This is a genomic window from Bacteriovorax sp. PP10, assembly GCF_035013165.1.
Classification (GTDB): Bacteria; Bdellovibrionota; Bacteriovoracia; order Bacteriovoracales; family Bacteriovoracaceae; genus Bacteriovorax; species Bacteriovorax antarcticus.
In genome coordinates, this window is sequence record NZ_JAYGJQ010000002.1 from 963256 (window position 1) to 987239 (window position 23984).

Genomic DNA, 23984 nt, shown 5'->3' on the forward strand with positions numbered 1-23984 from the left:
TATGAGCGGATATAATAGAAAGAAACAAAGCCTGGATAAATTGCTGTCGCATCTGATGTTGATTGCGATTGCTATTATCGTTCTTCTTCCGGTGTTTGTTGTCGTCTCAGTTTCTTTGAGTAAAGGTGGATCGCTTAAGACGGGACTTATTCCAGATGCGATTAGTTTTGATAATTGGAAATATATCTTAGGTATCCCTTACGTGAACGCATTAGGGGAGAAAGTTGTTTCTCCTTATCCAATAATGCTTTGGCTTTTTAATAGTATTAAAGTTTCAGTGATCAGCGCATTTTTAATGCTGCTTTTTTCAACGACGGCCGCTTATTCACTTTCTCGCTTTAAGTTTAAAGGCAAAGAGATGAGTTTAATGTTTTTGATGGTCATGCAAATGTTTCCAAACATGATGGCGATGGTGGCATTTTACTTTATGCTGGATTTTATCGGTCAGGGAGTTCCGTGGTTGGGGATTGATACGCACTGGGGATTAATTCTGATTTATCTTGGCGGGACACCTTTTAATATTTGGCTTCTAAAAGGTTACTTCGATACGCTTCCGCGCTCAATTGAAGAGTCGGCGAGAATGGATGGATGCACACACTTCCAGGCCTTCTATAAGATCGTTTTACCGCTGTGTACGCCGATCCTGGCCGTTATCGGTCTACTTACATTCATCAGTACATTTTCGGATTTTATTTTGCCGTCGATCCTTTTAAAGTCGCAAGACCAGATGACGTTTGCCGTTGGGATTCAGATTTTTATCAGTGAGTCTTTTGCCAGTCGATGGGGGCAATTTGCTGCCGCTTCGATTTTAGGAGCGCTGCCAGTTTCACTTCTTTTCTTTTCTATCCACCGCTACATTGTAGATGGTCTATCGCACGGTGGAGTCAAAGGTTAATTATAAGTTTAGGTTTTCGCCTGAAATGCTATCGAATAGGTGAGCAAAGTGTAGCTTGAAGTAGAACTCAGCTGACTTTAAATCTTTTGGCATATGCATAGCTGGGATTAAGCTTGTTAATTCTTCATTACCATACTTTAAGATTAAATTTGCTTCGTGACCTAAAAGTTCAGTGAAGAGAACTTCAAATTTCGCGTTCCAGCCAGCTTCTTCAGTTGTATGAAGGATAATGTCTGTCGGGCGGATTCCAAGCACTGCAGTCTTTGGAGATTTTTTCTTTTCTGTGTGAAACTTTGTTTTATTGTCTGGTAGTTTGAAATGGAATGCTTGGTTTCTTCCAGTGGCGTAGACACCACCATCTTTGTATTCAAGATCCACTTCGATTAAGTTCATCGCAGGAGTTCCAATGAATTCTCCAACGAATGAATTTTTTGGATTGTTAAAAACTTCCTGAGGTGTTCCAACTTGCTCGATCACACCAGCTCTGATGATAACTAACTTGTCTGCAAGGGTAAGAGCTTCTAGTTGATCGTGAGTGACATAAATAGATGTCCCTTTTTGATCGATGTGGAATTTTTTAATTTCCGCTCTCATCTTATGGCGAAGTTTAGCATCCAGGTTTGAAAGAGGTTCATCGAATAAGAAGATTTTAGCATCTTTTACGATCGCTCTTCCCATCGCTACTCTTTGTCTTTGCCCACCTGATAGATCTGATGGTTTTCTTTCTAGGTATGTTGTGAGGTCTAAGATCTCAGCGGCCTTTAAAACTTTTTCTTTGATGATCGCGGGATCAACTTTTTTAATCATTAAACCAAACGCCAGATTGTCGTAAACATTCATGTGTGGGTAGAGAGCGTAGTCCTGGAAAACCATCGCTACTTCGCGCTTACTTGGCTCGAAAGTAGAGATGTCCTTACCGTTTAATAAAAGCTGTCCTGAAGTGATTTCTTCCAGACCGGCAACCATTCTTAGCAGTGTTGATTTACCACAACCAGAAGGTCCAACGATAACGACGAATTCACCTGGATTGATATCAAGGTTGAAGTTGTTGATGATCGTTAATTTATTATCGTAGCTCTTTCTAATGTTTTTTAGTTGTAACATAAGTACTGATCTCTTCTATCAAAAGGTTTAGAAAAACGTTTCCATTTGAAATCCGTAAGCGCCACCGGCCGTTTTATCAGCATAGGTAGGAGCGTTTTGAGCGATGTTCGCTTTGTTTTTCGAATTCCAGAATGAGTGAGTGTAAAAAGCACGAAGAACCGGGCGGCCCCAGATGTCTTCGCTTAATCCTAATTGAGGAGCGATGGTTACGCGAGATAATCTTCTGGCACCGTTGTTTTGAACGATAGAACTCCCAGCTTCTGTTACCAGGTGGAAAGTTTCAGTGATTCTATAAACCGGACGAATCCCAAGACCCATCCATTGCTCTTTTGTCTCTCCGCCGGCCATTAAGCGCTCGTGGTTAAGAGATAAGTGGAAGGCCCATTTTTTATTAACGTTGTAAGTTGTGTGGTTGATGAAACGCAGGCGTTTCTCAGAACTCTGTTGGTTTCCAAGAGTGATTGTACTGTCACCGTAAAGGTTGAAGTTGTTCATTAAACCTTGACCGAACAATACAGCGAAGTGGTTGAAGCCATTATCATTGATGTTATAGTCAAGAAGTGTTCCTACGATATATCCATTGGCCTTTTCGTATTTTACTTTTGTCGTCGTATCGGTTGCTTCAGGAGCACTTCCGAAAGCTACCCAGAAGTTTTGTTTTAAAGAGTTATTCCATGGAACATTTTTTAAACGGGCATCGTACACAGTGATTCCCTGAGTTCCGATGTTTGTTTTTGTATCAGTCACTTCACGAAGGTAAGCAAGAGAGAATTTCCCACCTAAGACATCAACGTTACCCATACCGGCACCGTTTCCGTTCATACTTCCGAAGTAGTAGTAGTCATCGATATAAACATCTTGGTCACGGTAGAATCTTTTACCAACCCAAAAGCTGTATGGAAGATCATTCATTCCCTGGATTTCTGCGAAGGCCTCTACAAAGTTTGTGCTTTGCTTAGCTGATTCAAAAGAGTCGTTTCCGGGGCTTGTATTGGCAATACGAAATTGTGTGTAGACATTTTTTGTCTCACTTTTAATATGATTGAATCTGAAACCAAGCTCGAGATAGTTTGAGCATTCGTTGGCAAGACGGAATTCGTTTCTTCCCACTCCTGATCCACCACCGGCACCTTGGTTATAAAAACATTCCTGATCGCCGCCGTAAGTGTTGGTTCCAACTCCTGCGCGAAGATAGCCAAACATCTCAACATTTTTAGTGTCGAAAGCGCGAGCGTTTCCTGAAATTAAGATAAGAAATAACAATGAAGAAAAGAATGATTTCATACGTTTTGGCCCTTGGGAAATGTAAGTGAAATTTGCCAGAAAGTGCACGAAAATTCCACCTTTTTTAGTTAGGTGTTAGCGATTGTTTGAGAGGGGGAAGTGGCGATTTAAGACCACATTTAAGCTACTTAAAACGAAAGTTGAAAACTATTGGATTTAATGGCACAATACTCAACATGAATATCTAAAAGCCCGCCATTTTTGTCCCCATTTAAAAATCTAAATTCACGTTTATATCAGGAGTTCGCCATGAATTTTTCTCATGTCTGTATTGGTTTAATTATTTGTCACTTTAAGACACGAGAAGGTCATTATGTTCATAAAGAAACTCATCATAGGGTTATTAAGTTTTTACGCAGTTGAAGTCAGACGCGTTTCAATAAGGGATGAGGGATCCTCTCTTAATGAATCGCAAATCGAACGTTTATATGAGTCACGCAAAAAGCGTGAGCAGGAAAGAAAGAAAACCAAACTCTATGACAGGAGTAAGTGGAAGAAGAGGAAGAAATATCATGAGCAGCATTATAAATTAAAAGGCACTAACTCTAAAGACTCCCGCTATTCAAACCAGCAGAAGTTAAGACGTATGTACCGAAACACATAAGATAGTTTTCATTAGTTTTCAAAACATGGAATCTTTGTCAGACTTAAGGCACACAATGCCTTTGGCGGAGATCTCATGTTTAGAAAACTATTATTTTTGTCGTTACTCCTTGCTGTAAATGTCACTTTAGCTGCTGAACAAATCAGAAGCTATCAGGTTTCAGTTAATCCTTTAAAGATGAATAAGATTGCCAAGCAATTTGAAGTTGTTCAGAAATTAGAAAAGGGTTTTGAAGTTTATGTTCTGGAAGAGCGTGTGCCCGAGTTTTTAAAACTGGCACCCCATGCTGTTTTATTACAAAAGAACATTCATTCTGAAACTGCTGATAAGGCCATTCCCGTTTATAGAAATTACGCACAGGTTGAAAATGACCTGAAAGCGTTTGCTGCTGATTTTAAAAATCTAGCGACACTGGAAACTTATGGCGTAACAAAACAAGGGCGCAACCTTTATGTTTTAAAATTATCAACTGGTGGAGAAAATAAACCTCGGCTGATGATCACGGCCGCAACTCACGGTGATGAATTAATTACAACGGAAGTTCTCTTCAATTTAACGGGAGAGTTACTAAAAGGTTATGGAGTTGATGCTCGTCTGACAAAAATTCTTGATGGACGCGATATTTATATTATCCCAGTAGTGAGTGCTGATAGTTTTGAAGCGCGCCAAAGATATGTACAAAACATGGACCCGAACAGAGCTTACCCGTGGCCGGATGAACCGAATAACAAAACTGTCGATGTTATTCAGTCGATGATGGACCTGACAAATAAAGTGAAGTTTACGGGATCGCTTGATCTGCACGCTTATGGAAAACTTGTGATGTACCCTTGGGGTTATACAAGAAAAGCTCCTACAAACGCAGCTGACGTTGTTACATTTAAAGATCTTGTTGTCTCAATGGCAAAAGACAATCAATACAAAGCTGGTCAGATTTCAACAACAATTTATGTTGCAGAAGGAAGTAGTGCAGATTACTTTTACTGGAAAACAGGAACAAAAGCAGTAGCTGCTGAACTAGGAAAAGAAAAGATTCCTCATTGGGATAAGATCCCGGCAATTACCACTGAAGCACGCGAAATGGTTTGGACATTTTTAGAATATTTTAATTAAGGAGTTCTCATGAAAGTTACAGCACAGCATATTTTAGTTAACCAAGAATTCGAAATCAAAGACATCCAAAAGAAGCTTTCAGAAGGTGTTTCATTTGAAGACCTGGCACGCGATTTTTCAACTTGCCCGTCTGGAAAAGAGGGTGGGAATCTTGGAGAGTTCGGTAAAGGAATGATGGTTCCATCGTTTGAGAAAGCGGCCTTTGCTCTTCTTCCAGGTGAAGTTTCTGAACCAGTAAGAACTCAATTTGGTTTTCACTTAATTAAGAGAACTAAATAAGGTCATCGAAATAATCCATAATCTGTTGTCTCTCGAGGACGGTGGTGACTGTGCCTGCTGCGTGATTCATGTTTTTTCTTGAAATATCGTGAGGTGGGCATTCATCAACCAGAAGTTCCTGCGTACTTGTAGGGACTGATGTGTCTCTCAACGCAATCGTTTGATGAAATGGCACTTTGATTTCTTTACATGAAATTGTCGGATCATTTTTTAGATACAGTCTTAAATAATCTTCATAATCTTTCATTTTAGTCATTCCTAAAATCCTCATATGGTTTTTTCTGAATTTAGCCAGCTCTTCAACATCAGAGTAAGCATAAATATGCGGTAGATCTCCACCGGTCACAGCAAACCATGCGCCCTTAATTCTGGGAACATGAGCAGCGATAATAAGAGTAAAAATTCCTCCCTGGCTTGCACCTAAAGCGAAGATGGGAAGCGTTTCAGGAAGATTTAGTTTTTGATCAACAGCATTTATAAAACTAATGGCGGCCAGTGCTGGTTTATAATAATCCGCATTGAGTTTTTCCGGATCAGGGTTTGGGCTATTGAGTTCTGTGTAAAATTGTTCAGTCGCAATCACTACGTATCCTCGTTTAGAAAAATACTGCGCATTGGATTCTTCAATGGAAGTCATTCCTTTAATTGTTGGTGAGATGATTAAGAGTGCTTTGATTTTTAATTTTGTAGGACGATAAACGAAGGCCTTGTAGGAAGTAGAGTTCACCTCTATTTTTAGATCAAAAATACTATAATCACGGTCTTTGTTGGTGTCTGCTGGGTTAGAGGCCCATGCAGGGGTCTGAGAGAGTAAAGTGAATATGAGAGAGATCATAAACAGCTTCATAAAACTAAACTAGGCCTGAAAAATGGAAGCTGCAAGAAAATTAATTTATGACAAAAAAAGTTTTTTTATAGAAGAGTTTTCTACAGTGATTCTTCAAAGAAACGTCTGATTTTATGTCGCCAGTTCACTGTTGAAAGTGATCCTGCAACATGTCCAGTATTAAGTGTTAGTATCATATGTTCCGGACAACTTTTTACCAATAGTTCTTGATTGGCAGTAGGAACTTTATCATCTCTTAAAGTCATTGTTTGAACGAATGGTGTTTTGATGTCGGCACATGCAGTGGCCGGATCATGAGTTAAATGCTCTCTTAGATAAATTTCATATTCTCTTGGATCAGTGATCCCTAAAACTTTCATATGCTTCATTCTGAAGCTGGCAATCTTTTCAACTACTGAGCGAGCATAAATAGCAGGGAAGTCTCCACCGGCCGTTGCAAACCATGAAGCGGTAATTCGCGCTGAGTGAGAAGCAATGATTAATGTCCTGATACCACCCTGACTTGCACCCATGGCAAAGACCGGAAGATTCACTGGTAGTTTAAATTTTGTTTCAGAGAGAGCAATGAAGCTATCAGCAGCAAAAGCAGGTTTATAAAATTCATCATCAAGTTTCACGATATCTGGTTTAGCACTATCCACTTCGCTTTTATAAGGAAGAGGGATGATGATAAGGTAGCCAGCTTTAGAAAAATACTGAGCGTTTGATTTTTCAATAATCGTAACTCCAGCAATCGTTGGAGTTAGTACCAGCATGGCCTTAATTTTTGTTGTTGTAGGAAGATAGATTGAAGCTTCAAAATTTCCTTCAGGAATTTCAGTCTTCATCTGATAAATATCGTAGTGACGTTTAGAATCCACGGCCGTGACTGAGTCAGCTGCGTATGTTTGAGTCAATATAGTGAAGAGAGTAATGGCGATTAATGTTTTCATGAACTGGACATTAAACCAAAAAAATAGACCGTGGTACTAGACCACGGCCATACAATGATTTTTTATAGAGCTTTATTTGGAATAGTGCTTAAAAGTTGAAGGCAAATCCCTTCTACTTCAGCTTCTGGAGCAGGTCTGCTCATAGTAGAGATTAGTTGTCTCCCCATGATGTTCATTCCAATAAATGATAACTGCATTCTCATAATGTTAATGGCCTGGATTCCGTTGCCAGCACTTGCTGTTGCTACGACACCAGTTTTAGCATTAAAAGTTTCGCGCCAATTTTTTGTTGAGCGACTTACCCAAGCAAGAAAATTGTTGAACACAGGTGGAGTTGATCCATTGTATTCTGGAGAAACAAACACGAAAGCATCGGCCGCTAGTCTGTCCTTAAAAGGAGCAACTAAGACTTCTGCCTGATGACGAGTTTCTGCTACTGTTGAATAAAGAGGAAGATCTAGTTCTACCAGATTTAAAAGGCCAGCATCTGCACCATGTTTTTTAAGGTGAGCTACTATTGCCTCAGCTAGTTCTAAATTTTTCCCGACACTTGCTGTAATTACACATATTTTTTTCATCCCAAGAATTTACCTTAATGGCCTTAAAAATGAAAGTAGAAAGGTTTAGTTACCAAAAAGTAAGCCTTTAACTAATAGATTTTATTGATGTTTTTAGGTCTAGTATTCGTCCACTGTAATCTTTTCAAGAAGGCACCTAGAATTTTTGGTTCTGATACCATGAGTGCATGAGGAATTTACTTGGGTTGTTACTATTGTCACTGTGCTTGTCATCGAGTGCCTATTCGAAGGTCTACGATTACACTCACAATAATCGTCTATCGTTGATAGAAGATCCACGCACGTCTGTCGACTTGAAAGTTGAACTGATTAGAAGTGCAAAACACCATATCAACATTGTTACTTTTTTCTGGGATGACTCTGCTGTCCCCGCACGTCTTGCTGTTGAATTAAATAAAGCGCACGATCGTGGAGTTGAAGTGAGAATCCTGACTTCTTATATCGCTACACTTGGAACTGATCCGTTAGGAAAAGGAAAAAGAAATCTTAATTTAAAATCTAAAAATCATGCAACTTATAGTTACCTGTCACTGACACCAGGTACTTCTTTTTCAGTGAACAACAGCCTTCATGAGAAGATCTTTGTTATCGATGGTGAAAAAGCAATTATCGGTGGAAGAAATGCTTCTAATAGTAGTCTTTCTGGAAAAGATCTTGAAGTCTTAATGGAAGGGCCGGTAGTGAACCAAGTTCAAGATCATTTTAAAAGAATGTTCGACTTTATTATTGATCAAAGAATTAGTACACACTGTAATCAAAACGATAGTGTAGATTCTCAATGTGTACAAGAGTATAAAAAATTGGAATTCTCTTCTAAAGATGCAAACTTCTTCCCGGAGCAAGCTGGATTTACTGGTGGAGAAGACGCGAGAATTTTATCTCATGAAGCTTTAATTCACCAAAAAGAATTAGGGTTATCAAGATCAGAACGTTTAACTCAACAAGATGATATTTTAGATACAGTGACGAAGATTGAATTTAAAAAACTTCGCGCTTATAACTATTTTATTATCCCTACTCCAAAATATAAAAAGTTTTTAGAAGACAGTCTTGCTGAAGGTGACTCTATCGAAATGATCACAAACAGCTATGAATCAGCAAAGTTCTCAAGCAACTATGGTTATATTTATTCAATCCCGGATGCGATGGATTTAGTAGAGGATGGATTAGAACTTCACCAATGGCAGAGAAATCAGAAACTCAATTACGTGCATGAGAAAGTGATGATCTTTGATGAAGACCATGTGATCGTAGGTTCTCATAACTTTGGTGTGGGAAGTACGGCCGTCAGTAATGAAATCGCCATTGAGTTTAAATCGAAACCGATAGCAGATAGATTGATTGAAGTTTTTGAGTATGAGTCAGGGAATCCGGCCATCACGATGAAAGCGGACTTAAATTTCTTAGAGCAGGAGTATGAAAAGTACAAGATGCAGATTAAGATCCTGAGAATGAAGATAGTGGAAGGAATTTTAAGAGAAATTTATTAGCATAAAAAAAGGGAGCTTTAAGCTCCCTTTTTATTTTATATTATCCCATTCTTAGTTTTGAATATGCCTGATAAGCAGGACGATCACTAATCGCTTTCATCCACGCATCAACATTCTTGTATTTTGATAAATCAAAACCAACATGTGGAGCAATGCTTACAACAGTGTGAGTGTTTAAATCAGCAAGAGTAAATGTCTTTCCGTTTAAATATGTTTTTGAAGCTAGAGCATTGTTTAGAGTTTCGAAGAAAGCTGGAAGCTTTGCTAAGTTCTCATCAATCACAGCTTGAGATCTTTTTTCTTCCGGCATGAAAACCTTTTGAATAAAGACCTGAATAATTGGGTCTTGAAGTTCTGAAGAGGCCCAGAAACTCCATTGGTATGATAGAGCGCGCTCTTCTGGAGTTAGTCCAAGAAGCTCAGGCTTATATTTATCAGCAAGGTAAAAGTTAATTGCCATTGATTCAAAAAGAGTGACATCTCCATCAACCATTGCAGGGACTTTTCCGTTTGGATTTAATTTTAAGAAAGCTTCTGACTTATGTTCTTTTGCTCTCATGTCGACATTCTTATTTTCATAAGCGACACCAGTTTCTTCTAAACACCACAGACATCTACCAGCACTTGTACGTGCAGATCCGTAAAGAGTAATCATTCCAATATCCTTGTTAGAGTTAGTGATATTGAAGATACGATGCCTTAAATTAAATGGCCACAGTAATAGAGTGCCGGATAGCTTGCGCACCATACCCAGAAAAAGCGATTGAGACCAAATGTCATAAAGTTAACTAAATGAAAGATGGCGCCTGCTATAAGGTAGAAATTGGTAAGCCAAGGAAGTGAAAGAACCAGCGGGAAAGATAATTCAAAAAGTATGATCGACCATGCAATGGCCTGTGCCCATGCAGGATTCCTGCTTTTTTCGACAATGAAGCGCGGTGTTTTGTAGTTTGGTGAAGAAACAAATCCATAAACTGCTGTGCCCAGTCTCCATTTCGTTTCTTTAATTTTATAGAGACCTGCTAAAAAATATGAGCTGATCACTTGCAACGTAATATACCAAAGTGCGGCCTTGGCAAGAAGTGGGTGAAGAAATCCGATTGAAAGACAAAGAAGAATGATCAGTGTCAGGTAATCGCTTCCACCATTAAAAGATCCACGCCAGCGCAGTGTGATCATGAAAGTTGAGAAAAAAAGAATAAAGAAAATAACAAAAATATTTGGATAGATAATTGTGATGATGGCCGCTGCAAAACGAATCGTCATCATTTCGATGAAGCGCTTGTCAGTCATTATCCAGTCGAGGGCCTTGACTATTTTTTTAGGCAAAAATAAATACTCAGTACGCAGCTGACTCCAGCGCCAGATACCAGTCTCAGTAATACTTTCTTTCATCTTGATAAATTCCAGCGATTGAAACATCACTGCGATTCCCATCAAGCGGGCAATTAAAACAAGAACGTTGTGTGAATCAGTCATCAAATCCCTCTTGATAAAGTGGAGAGATGATAATGTCTTCACGCGGATGGGCCTTTTCATCTACCGAAGCAAGCTTGAACTGGTAGTAAAAAGATTTCGGGTATTTTTTTCTAATTGCATAGATCACCAGGTTTTGCGTGATCTTGTAACTTAGAGTGTCTTCGAATGGTTTTGTTTCGTCGTGAACTTCAATATCGTGCAGGAGTTGCTGGATGTGGGACTGTGCCGCCAGCATCAGGTTTCCCTGGTTCACAAAAAGTGATGAGAATGTGGCCTTAGGGTTTTGGTATAACGGTGCCCATTCATTAAAAGTTTCTTCGGAGGTGGTTTTGGCACGGTAGAAAAGCAAGCGCGTTTCTTCAAAGTCATCATAGAACTTCCACGAAGGGATTAAGGGTTTGATGAGATTTAAGTATTGATTGTCGATTCCTTGCGATGTTTTTTTAAATAGAGAAAAAACAATGATCAAAACAAAGTAGAGGAGGACGCAGAGTAAAATAATTAATGAATTCAAGAGTGTTTGATTCCTAAATTTAAAGTATAGACAAGTATAACTCTACAATAGTTGAAAAATGAACTCAAAACCAACAACATGGCATAAAAGAAAGTGGATTAGTCCGCTATCATAGCTCACTTTTTTCCCCTCAGAGAAACGATTCCAAAGCTTAGGTAAAATAGAGTCATCTATAAAAACCCTATTTCTAGGAAGAGAGCGATGAAAAAATCAGCACTGATTCTTGCATTCATATTCATTCAAACGACTGCAATACAGGCTTCAGAGGCCATTGGGTATTACTCAGCAGGAAGTATTAAAGATGCGGAGTCGATTCAGGATCGCGGGACACCAATAAGAAAACTATTTCTTCAAAGAGGAAGATTTTTTGGAACTCAGGAAATGCAAGACATCATCAGTGATGCTGCTGACTTTGTTCGCCAGGAATTTCCAGAATCTGAAATGCTACAGGTTGGAGATATCGCCAATAAAAATGGCGGGGCCTTAAAAGAACACGGCAGTCACCAAAATGGACTGGATGCTGACATCGTTTATTTAACCAGAAATGGAAATCTTCAATCACAGACTGCTGTTTACTGGCAGGAAGAGTTTGTAAAAGGTGGAGTGGTGACAGCAAACTTTAATACAGAAAGAAACCTGGCGCTGTTTAAGCATTTAATTATGAATACGCCGACAGAGCGCATTTTTGTTGATGCCGCGATTAAAAATCATTTCTGTTCGTATGCTAAGAAAAATAATTTATTAAATGATTCAGAGACGAAAGAAACACTAAGACGTCTTCGTGTAGAGAAGCTTCATACAAATCACTTTCATATGCGTATAAAATGCCCGACAACGGATTTAAAGTGTAAAGCACAGGCGGCAGTCCCAGTGGGAACTGGCTGTTAAAAACGGCACTCGATAAAGTCTTTTTCAGGCCTTTGGGGACTGACACCCTGAAGGTCTTTTAAAACTTTATTTTCATAGTGAAGGAATAGATCCTGATCTGCTCCAATATTCACACCTTCTTCAGTATAAATAATTGTTCCAGGGGCCTTTTCAATTTTTAAGTATTGAGGGCCTTTTTTATAAGGTGATGTTTCAATTAAATGATCTTCTTCATTATGGTCTTCACGGTAAAGAAGATAAGTAGGGATTTCACTTTCACTTGAATCTTTATAGAAGAATCTCGTTCTATAAACCACACCATCAACTTTTTTATGAATATTCACAAAACGAATTGACGTTTTTTCCATCTTTTGAACTTCACTAAGAGTTTGATAATGATCGCGCATTGATTGGCAAAGATCACTTGGAACGGCCGGGTTTTGCGATGTCACAGCTTCTTCAGGGGCCTTTGAGAGATTAGCATCAGGGTTGATAACCTGAATTTCAGCAGGGGTTGCAGTAGGAGATAAAAGCGTATGATCTGCCTTTTTATTTTCCAGTACAACAATCACAATTCTGGCAACAACGAGTGCTGCCAGAACGATGATTAAAATGTTCTTTTTAGATTTCATTAAAAATTAATACCAACGTTTGCATTTCGTAAGTGGTTTTGTCGTTTCTCCCCAGCGAACTCCAACAATGTCGTTCGGGTGGCTAGACATACGATCGTTTTTCATTCTACTCCAGAAAGTTGCCAGGTCAATTGTCGCTCCATCGCGGTATGCAATTGGACAAGCAGCAAGAAGTTCAGCTTGAACTGATCCTTTTCCAGTGAAGATATAATCAGCGAATGAAAGAATAACTGGGTCCACTCCGCCTTGAGACTGAGCACCTTTAAAAGTTGATTCTAAGTTTAAGAACATATCTTTTAGAGCGCCATCACGAGCAGGTGTTGAGTAAGCATCAAACGCAGCGTAGTCCATACATGCATTGTTTGTTTTTTTAGCGAACTCCAGAGCTTCATTAACGTACATGATACGTGCTTGAGCTTCCTGACAAACGTTATTGAAAACTCGTGTCAGACGCTCTCCTGATGATTCAGTCGTCGTTGCCAGTTGCTTGCTTACGTATTTAAAGAATCCCGATCCTAATGAATTTGCCAGAGCAAATTGTTCAGTCGAAGCACCAAGTTCAGCAGGAATTACTTCAAGTCCTAAACCTAAATGTTCAGGCCATTTGAATCTTCTGTATCCCCATGGATCACTTGGAAGGTTTTCAAATTCTCTGTCTCTTCTTCTTAGAAGGTCACCGCGTTTTTCGTGGTTTGCTTGAGTAGAGTAGATAACGTCATAAGTTCCAACCGGGTTTACAACTTTGATGTTGTAAGTGTGACGAATGAATTTTCCAAATTTCGCTTTCATTTTATAAGTGAATAGTGATCCACCTTTAATTGTTTTAATAGCGATTGGGTAAGTGTCGTAACGAGTAAGGTTTTCTGTTCCAACTGATTCACCAATTTCAGTGATCAATGCCACTAATCTTTTATTCTCAGCGCCAGCGTAATCAAACTTGTTTGATTTGTTGTTAAGAGTTTTACTGATGTCACGAGACCCAGAAGGATTAATGATGGCGAATGGAAGTTTGTTTTCATAAGCAAACACAGCTCTTAGAGCGTAAGCAGTATCAGCACAGTCAGTGTTCACTCCATAGTAGGGAGATGATTTGTCAGTAAACATTCCTTCACGAACAGAAGTACTTCCCATCCATGTCGTAAATTTATTTTCGTAGTCGATTGACCATGAGTTTGTGTCTTCCCAAACAGCGGCAGATGCGTTCTTTGTTGAAACTGTAAAAAGTACAACAAGAATTGTTAAAAGGATTTTCATATGATTTCTCCAATAAAAGGCGAGGCATAAGTTTCTAATCACGTTCATGACAAAGGTCAAGATAACTTAAATTTGTTAAAAGCGTTAAGTAAGTAATAAACTGAATCACCTCAAGAAAATAAAAAGTAATCAAGAGCGTCATTCTTACATCTGGTGAAATCTGCCCCAGAATCCGTGGCATTCATTTTGCTTTTAATTGTTCGTGTTACTGAACAAGTATTTTAAAATCCAAGGAGAGAATGATGAAAAAATTAATTTTGTGCCTCAGTTTATTAGTTTCAATATGTGCTTTTGCAAAGCCTGAGCCACTTCCTGTTGCAAGTGATGTTGATGTCGCGCGCTTCATTGGTAAGTGGTACACAATCACATCACTGCCACAATTTTTTACAAGAAATTGCGAAGGACAAACAGCGGAGTATGGAATCATTAATGAGAAAACGATTAGTGTTCACAATGTTTGTTATAAGGAAAATGGAAAGACAAAAGACATTAATGGAAAAGGTGTGATTCAAGATGCCCCAAACAATGCTCGATTGATTGTTACGTTTGATACATTTTGGACCAGATTATTCAGAGTGAAAGGTGATTACAATATCATTAAACTTGGTGGAGGTTACGACACTGTCATGGTGGGATCAAATGATAAAAAAACTTTGTGGATTATGTCACGCACTCCAACGATGGACCCAACAGTACTGCAAGATTATAAAACATATGCAAAAGAGCTTGGGTTTTCCACAGAGCAGCTTAAGAATTCAAAATACTAGACAGAAACATTCGGTTTAGTCCAAAATAGGGGATGAAATTTTTTCTTCCCCTATTACTCTTAGTCACGAGTTCATCTTTACATTCTAAAGTTGAAATCCTTCCTTACAAATCAAACTACTCTTGGGACAATTCCTGGAATGAAGCTGTTCGTGCAGAATTAGAACTCGAAGCTGAATCAGTTATTATGAATCAAGAGATCAATGCAGAAGATCTGAAAGAATTAGATTGCCCGGGATACAATAGTGTCACTGACAATGAATTGAAAAAAGATTTCTGGATTGTTTTTTTATCGTCATTAACTCGCGCAGAAAGTGGCTTCAATACAAAGGTCCGTTCACGTGGCGGAAATATTGGTCTGCTACAATTTTCAAAAGCAACGGCAAGAACCAATTGTGGCCTGAAAACTTCAGAAGAAATTGCTGAGCCTAATGATCATCTTCGTTGTGGAGTGAGAATGCTTTCATGGCAACTTGAAGGTGCACCAACTGCAAGTGGAAGAATGCTTCGTCCTGATTTGAAAGGGCAGTTATTTGGAAAACATATTTTATTATGGGGACCACTTCGTCAGAATGATAAGAGCGGAAGAAAACTATTAACAACTTGGTTTAAAAAACATCTCGATCAATTGCCATTTTGCTCATCTAAAGCAGAATAAAAAAAGGCCATCACTAGGATGGCCTTAGATAACTTATTTTCTTACAAGCGGTCTGAAATCTGACCATCTCGATTTAACAAGAATAACAAATAAAATGACCACGAAGATTGCCATTGGTAAACCAGAGCGTTCTGCGAAGACGTGAATAAGGAAAATGTTAACAATGATTGGTCCAAGAAAAACGATTGCAGCGTTGATGTAGAATCCACTTAATAGAAGTACACCTGAAAGAAATTGTAGTAGCGAGACTAATCCCATTAAGTAACCAGTTGCCGCAAATCCAGTCATGATTGTAATCATATTCTCTGGAGGAGGAGGCATTGGAATGAAGCCATTTCCAGTGAAGGCCATCATAAGTCCATTTGCACCAAAGACCGTAAACATTAGACCGAGAATGTAACGTGAAGCGAGAGCAACTTTTGAAAACATATTTTCTTCCTTGATAAGAGTAATGCTATTATCATTTAAACATAGAAGGTTTATTTTTCAAAGGATGTATATAATGAAAATTTTAACGATCACGATGACTTTGTTACTTTCAATATCTCTGCATGCAGAAACTGCAAAGACGACGACAACTACAACGACTACTGAGAAAAAAGAAATTCCAACGAAAGAAGATAAAGGGAAGATCCAGGCGACTGCTGAGAAGGTTTCTGGGGAGACCAAGAGACTCTTAAGAAAGATTGGAAGAAAGTCTATGGATGAGACTTGTGAGCTTAATACGAGCAAAGAAGAGTGTGATAAGCAGAAAGCTGAACATAAAGCTTTGACTGAGAAGGAAGCGATTGAAGGGGTTCCTGGTAACTAAAAACTTTAAAGACTAGAAGAACGTCTCAATCACTTCTTTAGAATAAAGATTTTTCTCATTATCCACCGCCGCCTTCGGGTGGCGATCTGGATGAACCATTCTGGTATACGAATCAATCTTCGGATTGAATAAGAAATTTATTAAAACAGCAGTCCAAGAATTATAACTCACAAGCGTATCGTAATACTCCGGCGCCATCTTCTTAACTTTCGGTTGGTTAATCCACGCTACATTCATGAAGTCATGGTGCTCATTATGGTAACCCATATTGAAAGCTAACTTATTAAGAGGGCCATAGTAACTGTAAGTTTCTTGTCCTTCTTTCGTAATAAAATGCTCTTGAATCCAACGTCCACCTAATGGGTGTAAACCAAGGGCAAACAAAGTTGAAAGAGTTAAATAAAGAAGTGCCATCGGTCCGATATAAATAAACACGGCAACGTTGATTGCGATATTTAAAATTGTATTTGTGATCGTCCAAAAGTTTAGTGGTTTATAAAACTGAACTTTAAGCGGGCGAAGAGCTTGTGAAAGAGAGAAGAAAGTAATCCAAAGAGTTTTTTTGATCGCAGAGTTTCCAACAAGTCTTGCTTCTGTATGACTGACGATATCCGGATCGTACGAGTATTCACCTAAATGTTTATGGTGAATCATATGATATTTTCTAAATCCCATTGCTGATGGCAAGACAAGAGGGATGTCACAAACAAGACCCATGATCTTATTTCCCAGCGCTGTTTTTAAAACAACGTTGTGTGTGCATTCGTGAATCATGACGTAAAGAGAGTGGTTAGCGAAAGCTCCGACAGCGTAAGCAACAAGAGCGATAACCCACCAAGCTTGGTCTTTTAAAAAATATGAAAGTGCTAATTGGAAAGCGACGATTAAAACAATGTATAAAGCAGAGGGAGTGTAAGGCCCGTAAAGATCTCTGATCTCTGGGTGCTTTGCTATAATTTCACGTCTTCTACTGATGTGATAATTAGGGCCGTCTGTATGAATAAAATCGCGCTCTGTCTTCATGGGGGGCACATTAGCTCAACTCAAAAGCTTTTTGAATGGCCCTTATAAAAAATTTTAAAGAAATTATGGTGAACTTGGTTACCTTAAGCTGCCGGAACAATAGAGGGAGATGGTTACTTTCGAGGTACGCTTCTTATTCTTTCTTCATGTAGGCACAAAAGCCTGGACGGGGTCCGATTTTAGGATGGTTGCGACAAGTGTCGGGACGGGTTTCATATTGAGTACATCTTTTGTTTGCATCCAGGAAGAAACATGAGCCATCAGGTTTTTGGGTCAGGGTGAATTTGGACGTGGAAGGCGTGTATCTCAGAACACCGGGGTGTCTAAGGGCATCTTTAATTTGTTCTTTTTCTGAAAGCTCTAAATGAAACTCAGCTAGAATCCCAAGTCTTATCAGGTCGGGGGTCATTACCTCGACGGGCATATAACAGCATAAACCTTCGCACGTATCGCACATTCCCTTCTTATAAGGGAGCCAGCGGTTCAAATCTTTAAGGTGTTCCTGAATTTTCCCAGGCGTGTTTTTTTTACTCATCTTGCAGGGGATACTATAAAAGTGTTTGCCATTTAGATAGAGTGAGTTTAAATTTCGGTAAATATTATTAACTCTACTGAGGCTACAAAAATGGACGAAGATCCCAAGAGATTTGTATTAAATTGCTCAGTGGAGAATCACTTTAAGTCGTAAGACTTCCTGTACCCTCCACTTAAGATTCACCGATTGTATTTGAATATGGTGCTTAAATGGAAAACAACCTTCTAAATGACGATTTCTCTCTAGAAAACTTACTGGATAACTGGCAAAGCTTAACGCATAACCAGCGTGAACAAGTGTTCATGATGCTTGGGCGTATTGACCAGGAAGAACTCTTTATTAATCTGTCGTCAGATTATCAGGCCGAAATTTTCGAACTGATCCCACATGCTGAAAGACGTTCATGGATTCGTTTGCTGGCACCGGATGATATCGCCGATTTAATTCAAAATTTATTTGATGAGTCTCAAGCAGAAGCTCTTCGCTATCTTGATTATGCAACACTGGTAGAAGTTAAAGCGCTACTAGCGTACGCAGAAGATGAGGCGGGGGGATTAATGAACTCGCGTTTTGCTCGTCTTCGCCCGGAGATGACAGTAGAAGAAGCGATCAGATACCTGCGTGCTCAATCGAAATCACATATTGAAACAATTTATTACGCTTACGTTTTAGACCGTACACAAATTCTTTTGGGTGTTATCTCTCTTCGTGAATTGTTCCTCGCTAAAGCGCAGACGACAGTTGAAGAGAATATGAACACTGACCTGGTGACGATTCTTCAAGATGAAGATCAGGAAAGTATTTCGAAAACTTTTTCTAATCACAATCTACTTGCGATTCCCGTTGTTGATGAAAACAATGTCATGAAAGGTATTATTACAGTAGATGACGTTGTTGAAGTTATCGAAGAAGAAGCGACTGAAGATATTCAAAAGATCGGGGGTATGGAAGCACTAGGTGAGCCGTATCTTGATATCAGTTTACCGTCGATGATTAAAAAACGTGCGGGTTGGCTGATGGCACTTTTCATTGGGGAAATGTTCACAGCAACAGCGATGAGCCATTACGAACACGATATCGCAAAGGCCGTTGTTCTCGCTTTATTCATCCCACTTGTTATCAGCTCTGGTGGTAACTCTGGATCGCAAGCAACTACACTTATCATTCGTGCGATGGCACTTGGTGAAGTTCGTCTGCGTGACTGGTGGAGAGTTTTAAATAGAGAATTAATTTCAGGTGTATGCTTAGGTTTAATTCTTGGATCTATTGGTCTTATGAGAATTTTATTATGGCCTGGTAAAGAAACACTTTATGGTGAGCACTATGTTTTAGTGGCGGTCACAGTTGCTTGTAGTTTAGTGGGGATTGTATTGTGGGGGACACTTGCAGGATCAATGCTTCCATTTTTACTGCGAAGATTAGGTCTCGATCCGGCCACTTCGTCTGCACCATTTGTCGCGACATTAGTCGATGTAACAGGATTAGTCATTTATTTTACTGTGGCGAGCCTATTCCTAAAGGGCATTTTGCTCTGACCCTAGTCCTTGAAAATACTCAATTTTATACTTAAAAATGGGATTAAAATTAATTAATCCCATTTAAATCTCGTCTTAATATCATAGGTCCAGAATGTATCCATAGACAACCAACACTGCTCATAACGAGTGGTAGAATTATGGAGATATTTATGAAAAACGCACTAATCATCGCTCTTGCTCTTTCAACTGTTACAGCTTTCGCTGGAACAAAAGTTTCTAAAGAAGCTCGTAAAGAAGCTGTTACTGCTTGTAAGTCAGAAGGTAAAACTAAGAAAGAACTTAAGTCATGTGTAAAAGCTAAACTTGCTGCTCCTACTGCTTCTACAGAAGCTGCTCCTGTAAAATAGTTTTTTGCCCTATATTGATTAAGCAAAAACGGGAGTGTTAAAACTCCTGTTTTTGTTTTTCTTTTGATAAGGCCAGCAAGACCATCGCAATCAAAATTAAAACCCCGCCGCTAATTTGAATCATAGATAATTTTTCTTCCAACACCATAGCTGCAATCAAAACTCCAAAGAGAGGCTCTGTCGTGCTTAAGATCGAAGCTTCGCTCGAAGTGATTCTTCTTAAACCTGCAAGAAATAGTGTCATCGCCATGAATGAGCAGATGATGGCCATGCCTATGATAATGGCCGGATGACTTATGACAATTGAAACGGGTCTTTCGAAATTATGAAAATGAATAAGAGATAAGACAGTCCCCGCACCAAGCTGTACGTAAAAAGATGAAGGCATCGCGGGAACATCACTTAAGTATTTTCTTGAGTACATTATGTAGATTGAATAAAAAAAGGCGGCACCAACTCCGTAGAGTAAAAACTTTGGATCACTGATTGAAAGCTCTCCCCAGACTAAACCAATCATTCCGACAGAAGCGAGGCCCAGGGCCATGACTCCTTTTTTTCCCAGATGCTCTTTTAAAATAAATTGAGAAAGTACTGCGACCATCACTGGGTAGGTATAGAGAAGTAAAACTGTGAGTGAAGCTGAGAGTCCAGTCAGAGCGATAAAAAAGAAACTAGAAAAAAGTGCGTATCCACAAATTCCTAAAAGAAGAGAGGAGATTAATTGGAAGCGAGTAAGAATAAAAGATTTCGGATTCGTGAAGAGGATTGTGAGTCCCATAAAAATGGCCGAGATTGAATAACGAAGGGCCAGCAATTCTCCGGGCCCAACCGAAACTCTGTAGGCCATTTTCCCAAAAAAACCTAAAGCGCCAAAACACATCCCGGAAAGGATAATTTGGATAAAGCCTACTTGTCTGCTGCTAAGATTTTTAAACATCCCTTAATTGTATAGGGCAAGCGCCGTATCTAAAAGGGCCTGAGGAATATTTTGTTTAATCCATGGAAGATTTAACTCTTTTCTAATTTGGGCGTTTACCAAATCTTCTTTAGATTGGAAGGAATGCTCTCGAACTTCCAGCACTTCAATGTTTGATGAGCAAGTTTGTCCATTATCATCACTGGTTTTTGGATTGAAGCCTAGACATCCATAAGGTTTGGCCGAACGGGAAAGACCACAGCCAAGGGATCCATTATTAAAAAATGGGCAGGTGTAGTTTTTTCTTAATGCTGATGAATTTTTTTTGCCGGTGTAGATTTCAACGTTCAGGCGGTAACCTGAAACTGTGCTGGTCATGCGTTCTTTAAAGGCGCTCATTTGGGAATTGTCGAATTGGTCGACTTGTAAACTTTGTAAAATTTCTAAGGCCTCGATAGGTGTGATTTGCATCGAGTTTGCCTGGGAAGTGCAGCAGGTTCCTGGACATGTAAAACAATGGATTGTTTTACCTTCCAGGAGTTCCATCTCTTTGATCAGTGCAAATCTTCTGTCATGGGAAGACGGAAGTCCGTTAGTCTCATAGAGATCACTTAAATAATTTTTTAGCTCTGGCATGAATTATTCTTATCACGGCCGCGAATTCTGTGCAAATTTACGCACCCCGTTTTGCCTAAGGAATTTTGTCTAATATACTTTTAATCCTATGGAACCTTTCAAAAATATGATCAATGACAAAGTAGCTCTTCAAACTGCAAAAGCTATCAGTCGCAACTATCCAGATTTCGATCAAAAGAACTTTATGAAAGGCATGAGTGATGCCCTGGCACCTTTGGAGTTAAAAGATCGCGTGATCTTTTTGGCCAACAGGCTTCATGAGTTTTTACCGAAGGACCTTAAAAAATCCCTGAAGATTTTAAAAGGGGCGATTCAACTAAACGAGAAAGACAGTGTAGGGCTTTCAGGTTTTGCTGCCTGGCCGTTAACTGAATTTGTCGCCCGCTTTGGACTTACTGAATTTGATTTATCAATGAATGTTTTAAAAGAGATGACGAAAGTTTTTACCGCTGAGTTTGCTGTCCGAGCTTTTTTTATTCACGATGAAAAAAGAACGCTGACGTTTTTTGAGTCATGGGTAGATGATAAAAATGAACATGTGAGAAGACTGGTGAGTGAAGGCTCACGTCCATTACTGCCTTGGGGGCAAAAGCTTCATAGTTTTGTGAAGGACCCGATGGCGACATGGGATCTTTTAGAAACATTAAAAGATGATGAGTCGGAGTATGTGAGAAAGTCAGTGGCCAATCACGTGAATGACCATTCGAAAAATCATCCTGATCTCGTTGTGAAGAAATTATTGGAATGGAAAAAAGCGAGTGCCGGCGATAAAAATGTCGACTGGATCATTCGTCATGCCAGCAGGACTCTGATTAAAAAAGGGCATCAGAAAGCTTTTCTTCTTCACGGAGTTGAGTCTGGTCTGGTGGAAGTGATCACTTCAAAAATTATCACGAAGAAAGTTGATCTTGGAAGTGTACTGCAAGTTGAAGTTGAATTTAAAAACATGGGAAAGAAGAAATTAAAGATCATTCTTGATCATGAAGTTCATCTGTTAAAAGCAAACAGCACTCACAATATTAAATGTTTTAAAGGCAAGAGTATTGAGCTTGAATCTTTAGAGCAAAAGAAAATGTCGTTTAACATTCCGCTGAAGCCGGTGACGACGAGAACGTATTATAGCGGAAAACATTACTGGAATATCAAAGTGAATGGGAAAAGCGAGGAAAGGCTGGCCTTCACTTTAAATGTATAAATGGAGTTGTACACAATGAAAAAAATGATTTTTGGTCTGGTTTTATTGATGAGTTTAAGTGTCCACGCATGGGATGCTCCTGAGGTTTTTAAAGGGGCCTGCGATTATGGTTGCACGCCAAAAATGCAGGCGTTGTTCGATGAATTTTTAGCGACACCAAACGCTCTGGCATTTTATCCGGGAATGTATTCGGGAGAGTGTAATCATCTTTCAAGTTCACTTAATCCAGATACAACTCATTATGCAGGAATGCTTTTTAATACTGACGAAATGGGCGCTTACATGACGGGCTCGATGCAGTATTTTGGTGAAAGTAATGGCCTTGGGAATTTGTCTTTTGAAGAAGCAAAAGAAAAGTTTTTACCTAACTGGAAAGGAAATGGAAGACTGACATTTCATCCAACGTCGACAACGACTCAGTTCTTAAACAAAGACGGCAACCCGCAAATTATTTACTGGGCAAGACAGAACTTAGAAACAAAAGACATTCTCTTTCTTATGTATATGAAAGATTTCAGTACAGCTTTTTGCAGACTAAAACCTAATCCTAATGGATTTCCTCTATGAAAAAATTCATCTTTCTAATCGCGGCACTTTCATCAATGAATATTTTTTCTAAAGACTATGTCTCTGAGGGACAAAAGTTTACAGTCGAAACTCTTTTTGAAGGAAAGGATGTGATCTGGGGATTTGATTTTTTAAATCCTAAAGAAGAAAGTCTTATGATTTTCACTGAGCGCGATGGAAAGATGAGAGTTCTTGATTTGAAAACTAAGAAGGCAACTGAAATAACGGGAGTACCAAAAGTTTTCAATCATGGTCAAGGTGGGTTGCTTGATGTTTATGTTAAAAATGATGAAGTGTTTTTAACATACTCGGACCCTGTCGACAAAAAAGGCACGACGAGTTTAATGAAAGGAAAACTTTCAAGTGATAAGAAGTCTTTTACCGGTACGAGAATCTTCCAGGCAAAGGCACTTGAGAGTACGGGTGAGCACTTTGGATCACGTATCGCTATCGATAAAGATGGATTCCTTTTCATGGGTGTTGGTGAAAGAAATATTCGATCCCGCGCTCAGGATTTAACTACTCATCATGGAAAAATTCTTAGACTTACGACTGATGGAAAGGCACCGAGTGATAATCCCTTTGTAAAAACGAAAGATGCACTTCCTGAGATCTGGAGTTACGGTCACAGAAACCCACAAGGATTAATTATTGATTCGAAAGGTGTTTTATTAGATGCAGAGTTTGGCCCACGTGGTGGTGATGAAGTTAATTTAATTGAAAAGGGTGCAAACTACGGATGGCCTGTGATTACTTACGGCCGCGAGTACTGGGGACCAACCATTGGAACGACAGAAAAGGCGGGAATGAAGCAGCCACTCTATTATTGGGTTCCATCAATTAGTCCTTCGGGGATGATGATGTATGAAGGAAGGGCCTTTCCAAAATTTGAAGGAAATTTATTTTTAGCAACATTAGCGGGGAGTCATCTTCACCGCATCGTGACTGATGCTCATCGAAAAATCGTGAAGGAAGAAAAGCTTCTGGAAGACTTAGGAGAGCGTTTTAGACAAGTAAAAACAGGCCCCGATGGGCTCATCTATTTATCTACTGATAGCGGTAAAATCTTAAGACTAAAACCAGTACCATAAGTTACCAATACGGAACCTAACTTAGTCAAA

The 23984-nt window shown here is 39.2% G+C and carries 29 protein-coding genes; 14 read left to right on the plus strand and 15 right to left on the minus strand.

The window, feature by feature from the left end:
• Position 1 precedes the first annotated feature (1 nt).
• Positions 2-895 (plus strand): maltose ABC transporter permease MalG, encoded by an 894-nt coding sequence (malG, locus tag SHI21_RS14715; protein WP_323577494.1) that lies wholly within the window; start codon positions 2-4, stop codon positions 893-895.
• Here the strand turns inward: malG and SHI21_RS14720 are convergent, their stop codons facing one another.
• On the minus strand, positions 896-1999 hold the full coding sequence (locus SHI21_RS14720) for an ABC transporter ATP-binding protein (RefSeq protein WP_323577495.1): 1104 nt from the start codon (positions 1997-1999) through the stop codon (positions 896-898).
• A gap of 27 nt (positions 2000-2026) precedes the next feature.
• A complete protein-coding gene (locus tag SHI21_RS14725) occupies positions 2027-3283 on the minus strand; it encodes a carbohydrate porin (RefSeq protein ID WP_323577496.1) in 1257 nt (418 codons plus the stop codon).
• A gap of 313 nt (positions 3284-3596) precedes the next feature.
• Here SHI21_RS14725 and SHI21_RS14730 point away from each other — a divergent pair, with 313 nt between their 5' ends.
• The 3 genes from SHI21_RS14730 to SHI21_RS14740 all read left to right on the plus strand — a co-directional run bounded on the left by SHI21_RS14730 (position 3597) and on the right by SHI21_RS14740 (position 5279).
• Positions 3597-3887 (plus strand): hypothetical protein, encoded by a 291-nt coding sequence (locus SHI21_RS14730; RefSeq protein WP_323577498.1) that lies wholly within the window; start codon positions 3597-3599, stop codon positions 3885-3887.
• Between the two features lie 75 nt (positions 3888-3962).
• Complete coding sequence (locus tag SHI21_RS14735; RefSeq protein WP_323577499.1) at positions 3963-5000, plus strand: M14 family metallopeptidase; 1038 nt, start codon at positions 3963-3965, stop codon at positions 4998-5000.
• Positions 5001-5009: 9 nt separating this feature from the next.
• Positions 5010-5279: a peptidylprolyl isomerase gene (locus SHI21_RS14740; RefSeq protein ID WP_323577500.1), complete on the plus strand. Its 270-nt coding sequence runs from the start codon at positions 5010-5012 to the stop codon at positions 5277-5279.
• Here SHI21_RS14740 and SHI21_RS14745 read toward each other — a convergent pair.
• The 3 genes from SHI21_RS14745 to SHI21_RS14755 form a co-directional block, all read right to left on the minus strand.
• Complete coding sequence (locus SHI21_RS14745) at positions 5272-6126, minus strand: alpha/beta hydrolase family protein (protein WP_323577501.1); 855 nt, start codon at positions 6124-6126, stop codon at positions 5272-5274. The two genes, SHI21_RS14740 and SHI21_RS14745, sit on opposite strands and share 8 nt — an antisense overlap.
• 80 nt (positions 6127-6206) lie before the next feature.
• On the minus strand, positions 6207-7058 hold the full coding sequence (locus SHI21_RS14750; RefSeq protein ID WP_323577502.1) for an alpha/beta hydrolase family protein: 852 nt from the start codon (positions 7056-7058) through the stop codon (positions 6207-6209).
• Between the two features lie 62 nt (positions 7059-7120).
• Positions 7121-7636, minus strand: coding sequence for an NADPH-dependent FMN reductase (locus tag SHI21_RS14755; protein ID WP_323577503.1), 516 nt, complete (start codon positions 7634-7636; stop codon positions 7121-7123).
• A 167-nt stretch (positions 7637-7803) separates the two neighbouring features.
• Between SHI21_RS14755 and SHI21_RS14760 the strand changes: the two genes are divergently transcribed.
• On the plus strand, positions 7804-9126 hold the full coding sequence (locus SHI21_RS14760; protein ID WP_323577504.1) for a phospholipase D-like domain-containing protein: 1323 nt from the start codon (positions 7804-7806) through the stop codon (positions 9124-9126).
• Between the two features lie 40 nt (positions 9127-9166).
• On the opposite strand, the gene SHI21_RS14765 is transcribed toward SHI21_RS14760, so the two are convergent.
• The 3 genes from SHI21_RS14765 to SHI21_RS14775 are packed head-to-tail and all read right to left on the minus strand — an operon-like array spanning position 9167 to position 11074.
• Positions 9167-9781 carry a glutathione S-transferase family protein gene (locus SHI21_RS14765; RefSeq protein ID WP_323577506.1) on the minus strand — a complete coding sequence of 205 codons (615 nt, stop codon included), beginning with the start codon at positions 9779-9781 and terminating at the stop codon, positions 9167-9169.
• A 44-nt stretch (positions 9782-9825) separates the two neighbouring features.
• A complete protein-coding gene (locus tag SHI21_RS14770; RefSeq protein ID WP_323577507.1) occupies positions 9826-10605 on the minus strand; it encodes a hypothetical protein in 780 nt (259 codons plus the stop codon).
• On the minus strand, positions 10598-11074 hold the full coding sequence (locus SHI21_RS14775) for a hypothetical protein (protein ID WP_323577508.1): 477 nt from the start codon (positions 11072-11074) through the stop codon (positions 10598-10600). Before SHI21_RS14775 ends, SHI21_RS14770 begins: the two co-directional genes overlap by 8 nt.
• Before the next feature lie 246 nt (positions 11075-11320).
• Between SHI21_RS14775 and SHI21_RS14780 the strand changes: the two genes are divergently transcribed.
• Positions 11321-12007: a penicillin-insensitive murein endopeptidase gene (locus SHI21_RS14780; RefSeq protein WP_323577510.1), complete on the plus strand. Its 687-nt coding sequence runs from the start codon at positions 11321-11323 to the stop codon at positions 12005-12007.
• Here the strand turns inward: SHI21_RS14780 and SHI21_RS14785 are convergent.
• Positions 12004-12618 (minus strand): hypothetical protein, encoded by a 615-nt coding sequence (locus tag SHI21_RS14785; RefSeq protein ID WP_323577511.1) that lies wholly within the window; start codon positions 12616-12618, stop codon positions 12004-12006. The two genes, SHI21_RS14780 and SHI21_RS14785, sit on opposite strands and share 4 nt — an antisense overlap.
• A 6-nt stretch (positions 12619-12624) precedes the next feature.
• A complete protein-coding gene (locus SHI21_RS14790) occupies positions 12625-13872 on the minus strand; it encodes a hypothetical protein (RefSeq protein WP_323577512.1) in 1248 nt (415 codons plus the stop codon).
• 242 nt (positions 13873-14114) lie between these two features.
• Between SHI21_RS14790 and SHI21_RS14795 the strand changes: the two genes are divergently transcribed.
• A complete protein-coding gene (locus tag SHI21_RS14795) occupies positions 14115-14639 on the plus strand; it encodes a lipocalin family protein (RefSeq protein WP_323577513.1) in 525 nt (174 codons plus the stop codon).
• A gap of 32 nt (positions 14640-14671) precedes the next feature.
• Entirely contained in the window at positions 14672-15295 is a 624-nt protein-coding gene (locus SHI21_RS14800) for a lytic transglycosylase domain-containing protein (protein ID WP_323577514.1), read from the plus strand.
• Positions 15296-15328: 33 nt separating this feature from the next.
• Here the strand turns inward: SHI21_RS14800 and SHI21_RS14805 are convergent, their stop codons facing one another.
• The gene (locus SHI21_RS14805; protein ID WP_323577515.1) at positions 15329-15724 is read right to left on the minus strand and encodes a hypothetical protein; all 396 of its coding nucleotides are present in this window, start codon (positions 15722-15724) and stop codon (positions 15329-15331) included.
• A 73-nt stretch (positions 15725-15797) separates the two neighbouring features.
• On the opposite strand from SHI21_RS14805, the gene SHI21_RS14810 reads away from it, so the two are divergent.
• The gene (locus SHI21_RS14810; RefSeq protein WP_323577518.1) at positions 15798-16106 is read left to right on the plus strand and encodes a hypothetical protein; all 309 of its coding nucleotides are present in this window, start codon (positions 15798-15800) and stop codon (positions 16104-16106) included.
• Positions 16107-16118: 12 nt separating this feature from the next.
• Here the strand turns inward: SHI21_RS14810 and SHI21_RS14815 are convergent, their stop codons facing one another.
• Together SHI21_RS14815 and SHI21_RS14820 are read right to left on the minus strand one after the other, a co-directional pair.
• Positions 16119-17129 carry a fatty acid desaturase gene (locus SHI21_RS14815; protein ID WP_323577519.1) on the minus strand — a complete coding sequence of 337 codons (1011 nt, stop codon included), beginning with the start codon at positions 17127-17129 and terminating at the stop codon, positions 16119-16121.
• A gap of 133 nt (positions 17130-17262) precedes the next feature.
• Complete coding sequence (locus SHI21_RS14820) at positions 17263-17664, minus strand: YkgJ family cysteine cluster protein (RefSeq protein ID WP_323577521.1); 402 nt, start codon at positions 17662-17664, stop codon at positions 17263-17265.
• A gap of 209 nt (positions 17665-17873) precedes the next feature.
• Between SHI21_RS14820 and mgtE the strand changes: the two genes are divergently transcribed.
• The gene (mgtE, locus tag SHI21_RS14825) at positions 17874-19199 is read left to right on the plus strand and encodes a magnesium transporter (protein WP_323577522.1); all 1326 of its coding nucleotides are present in this window, start codon (positions 17874-17876) and stop codon (positions 19197-19199) included.
• Positions 19200-19351: 152 nt separating this feature from the next.
• Positions 19352-19549 carry a hypothetical protein gene (locus SHI21_RS14830; protein ID WP_323577524.1) on the plus strand — a complete coding sequence of 66 codons (198 nt, stop codon included), beginning with the start codon at positions 19352-19354 and terminating at the stop codon, positions 19547-19549.
• 37 nt (positions 19550-19586) lie between these two features.
• On the opposite strand, the gene SHI21_RS14835 is transcribed toward SHI21_RS14830, so the two are convergent.
• Both SHI21_RS14835 and SHI21_RS14840 read right to left on the minus strand, forming a co-directional pair.
• Positions 19587-20486 carry a DMT family transporter gene (locus SHI21_RS14835; RefSeq protein WP_323577526.1) on the minus strand — a complete coding sequence of 300 codons (900 nt, stop codon included), beginning with the start codon at positions 20484-20486 and terminating at the stop codon, positions 19587-19589.
• Positions 20487-20489: 3 nt separating this feature from the next.
• Positions 20490-21101, minus strand: a complete 612-nt coding sequence (locus SHI21_RS14840; protein WP_323577527.1) for a hypothetical protein — start codon at positions 21099-21101, stop codon at positions 20490-20492.
• Positions 21102-21189: 88 nt separating this feature from the next.
• On the opposite strand from SHI21_RS14840, the gene SHI21_RS14845 reads away from it, so the two are divergent.
• Genes SHI21_RS14845 through SHI21_RS14855 form a run of 3 tightly spaced genes read left to right on the plus strand, consistent with a single transcriptional unit; the run spans position 21190 to position 23954 of the window.
• Positions 21190-22296, plus strand: coding sequence for a hypothetical protein (locus tag SHI21_RS14845; RefSeq protein WP_323577528.1), 1107 nt, complete (start codon positions 21190-21192; stop codon positions 22294-22296).
• A gap of 15 nt (positions 22297-22311) precedes the next feature.
• Positions 22312-22863: a hypothetical protein gene (locus SHI21_RS14850; RefSeq protein WP_323577529.1), complete on the plus strand. Its 552-nt coding sequence runs from the start codon at positions 22312-22314 to the stop codon at positions 22861-22863.
• A complete protein-coding gene (locus SHI21_RS14855) occupies positions 22860-23954 on the plus strand; it encodes a PQQ-dependent sugar dehydrogenase (protein WP_323577531.1) in 1095 nt (364 codons plus the stop codon). The genes SHI21_RS14850 and SHI21_RS14855 overlap by 4 nt, the downstream gene beginning before the upstream one ends.
• Positions 23955-23984: the final 30 nt, after the last annotated feature.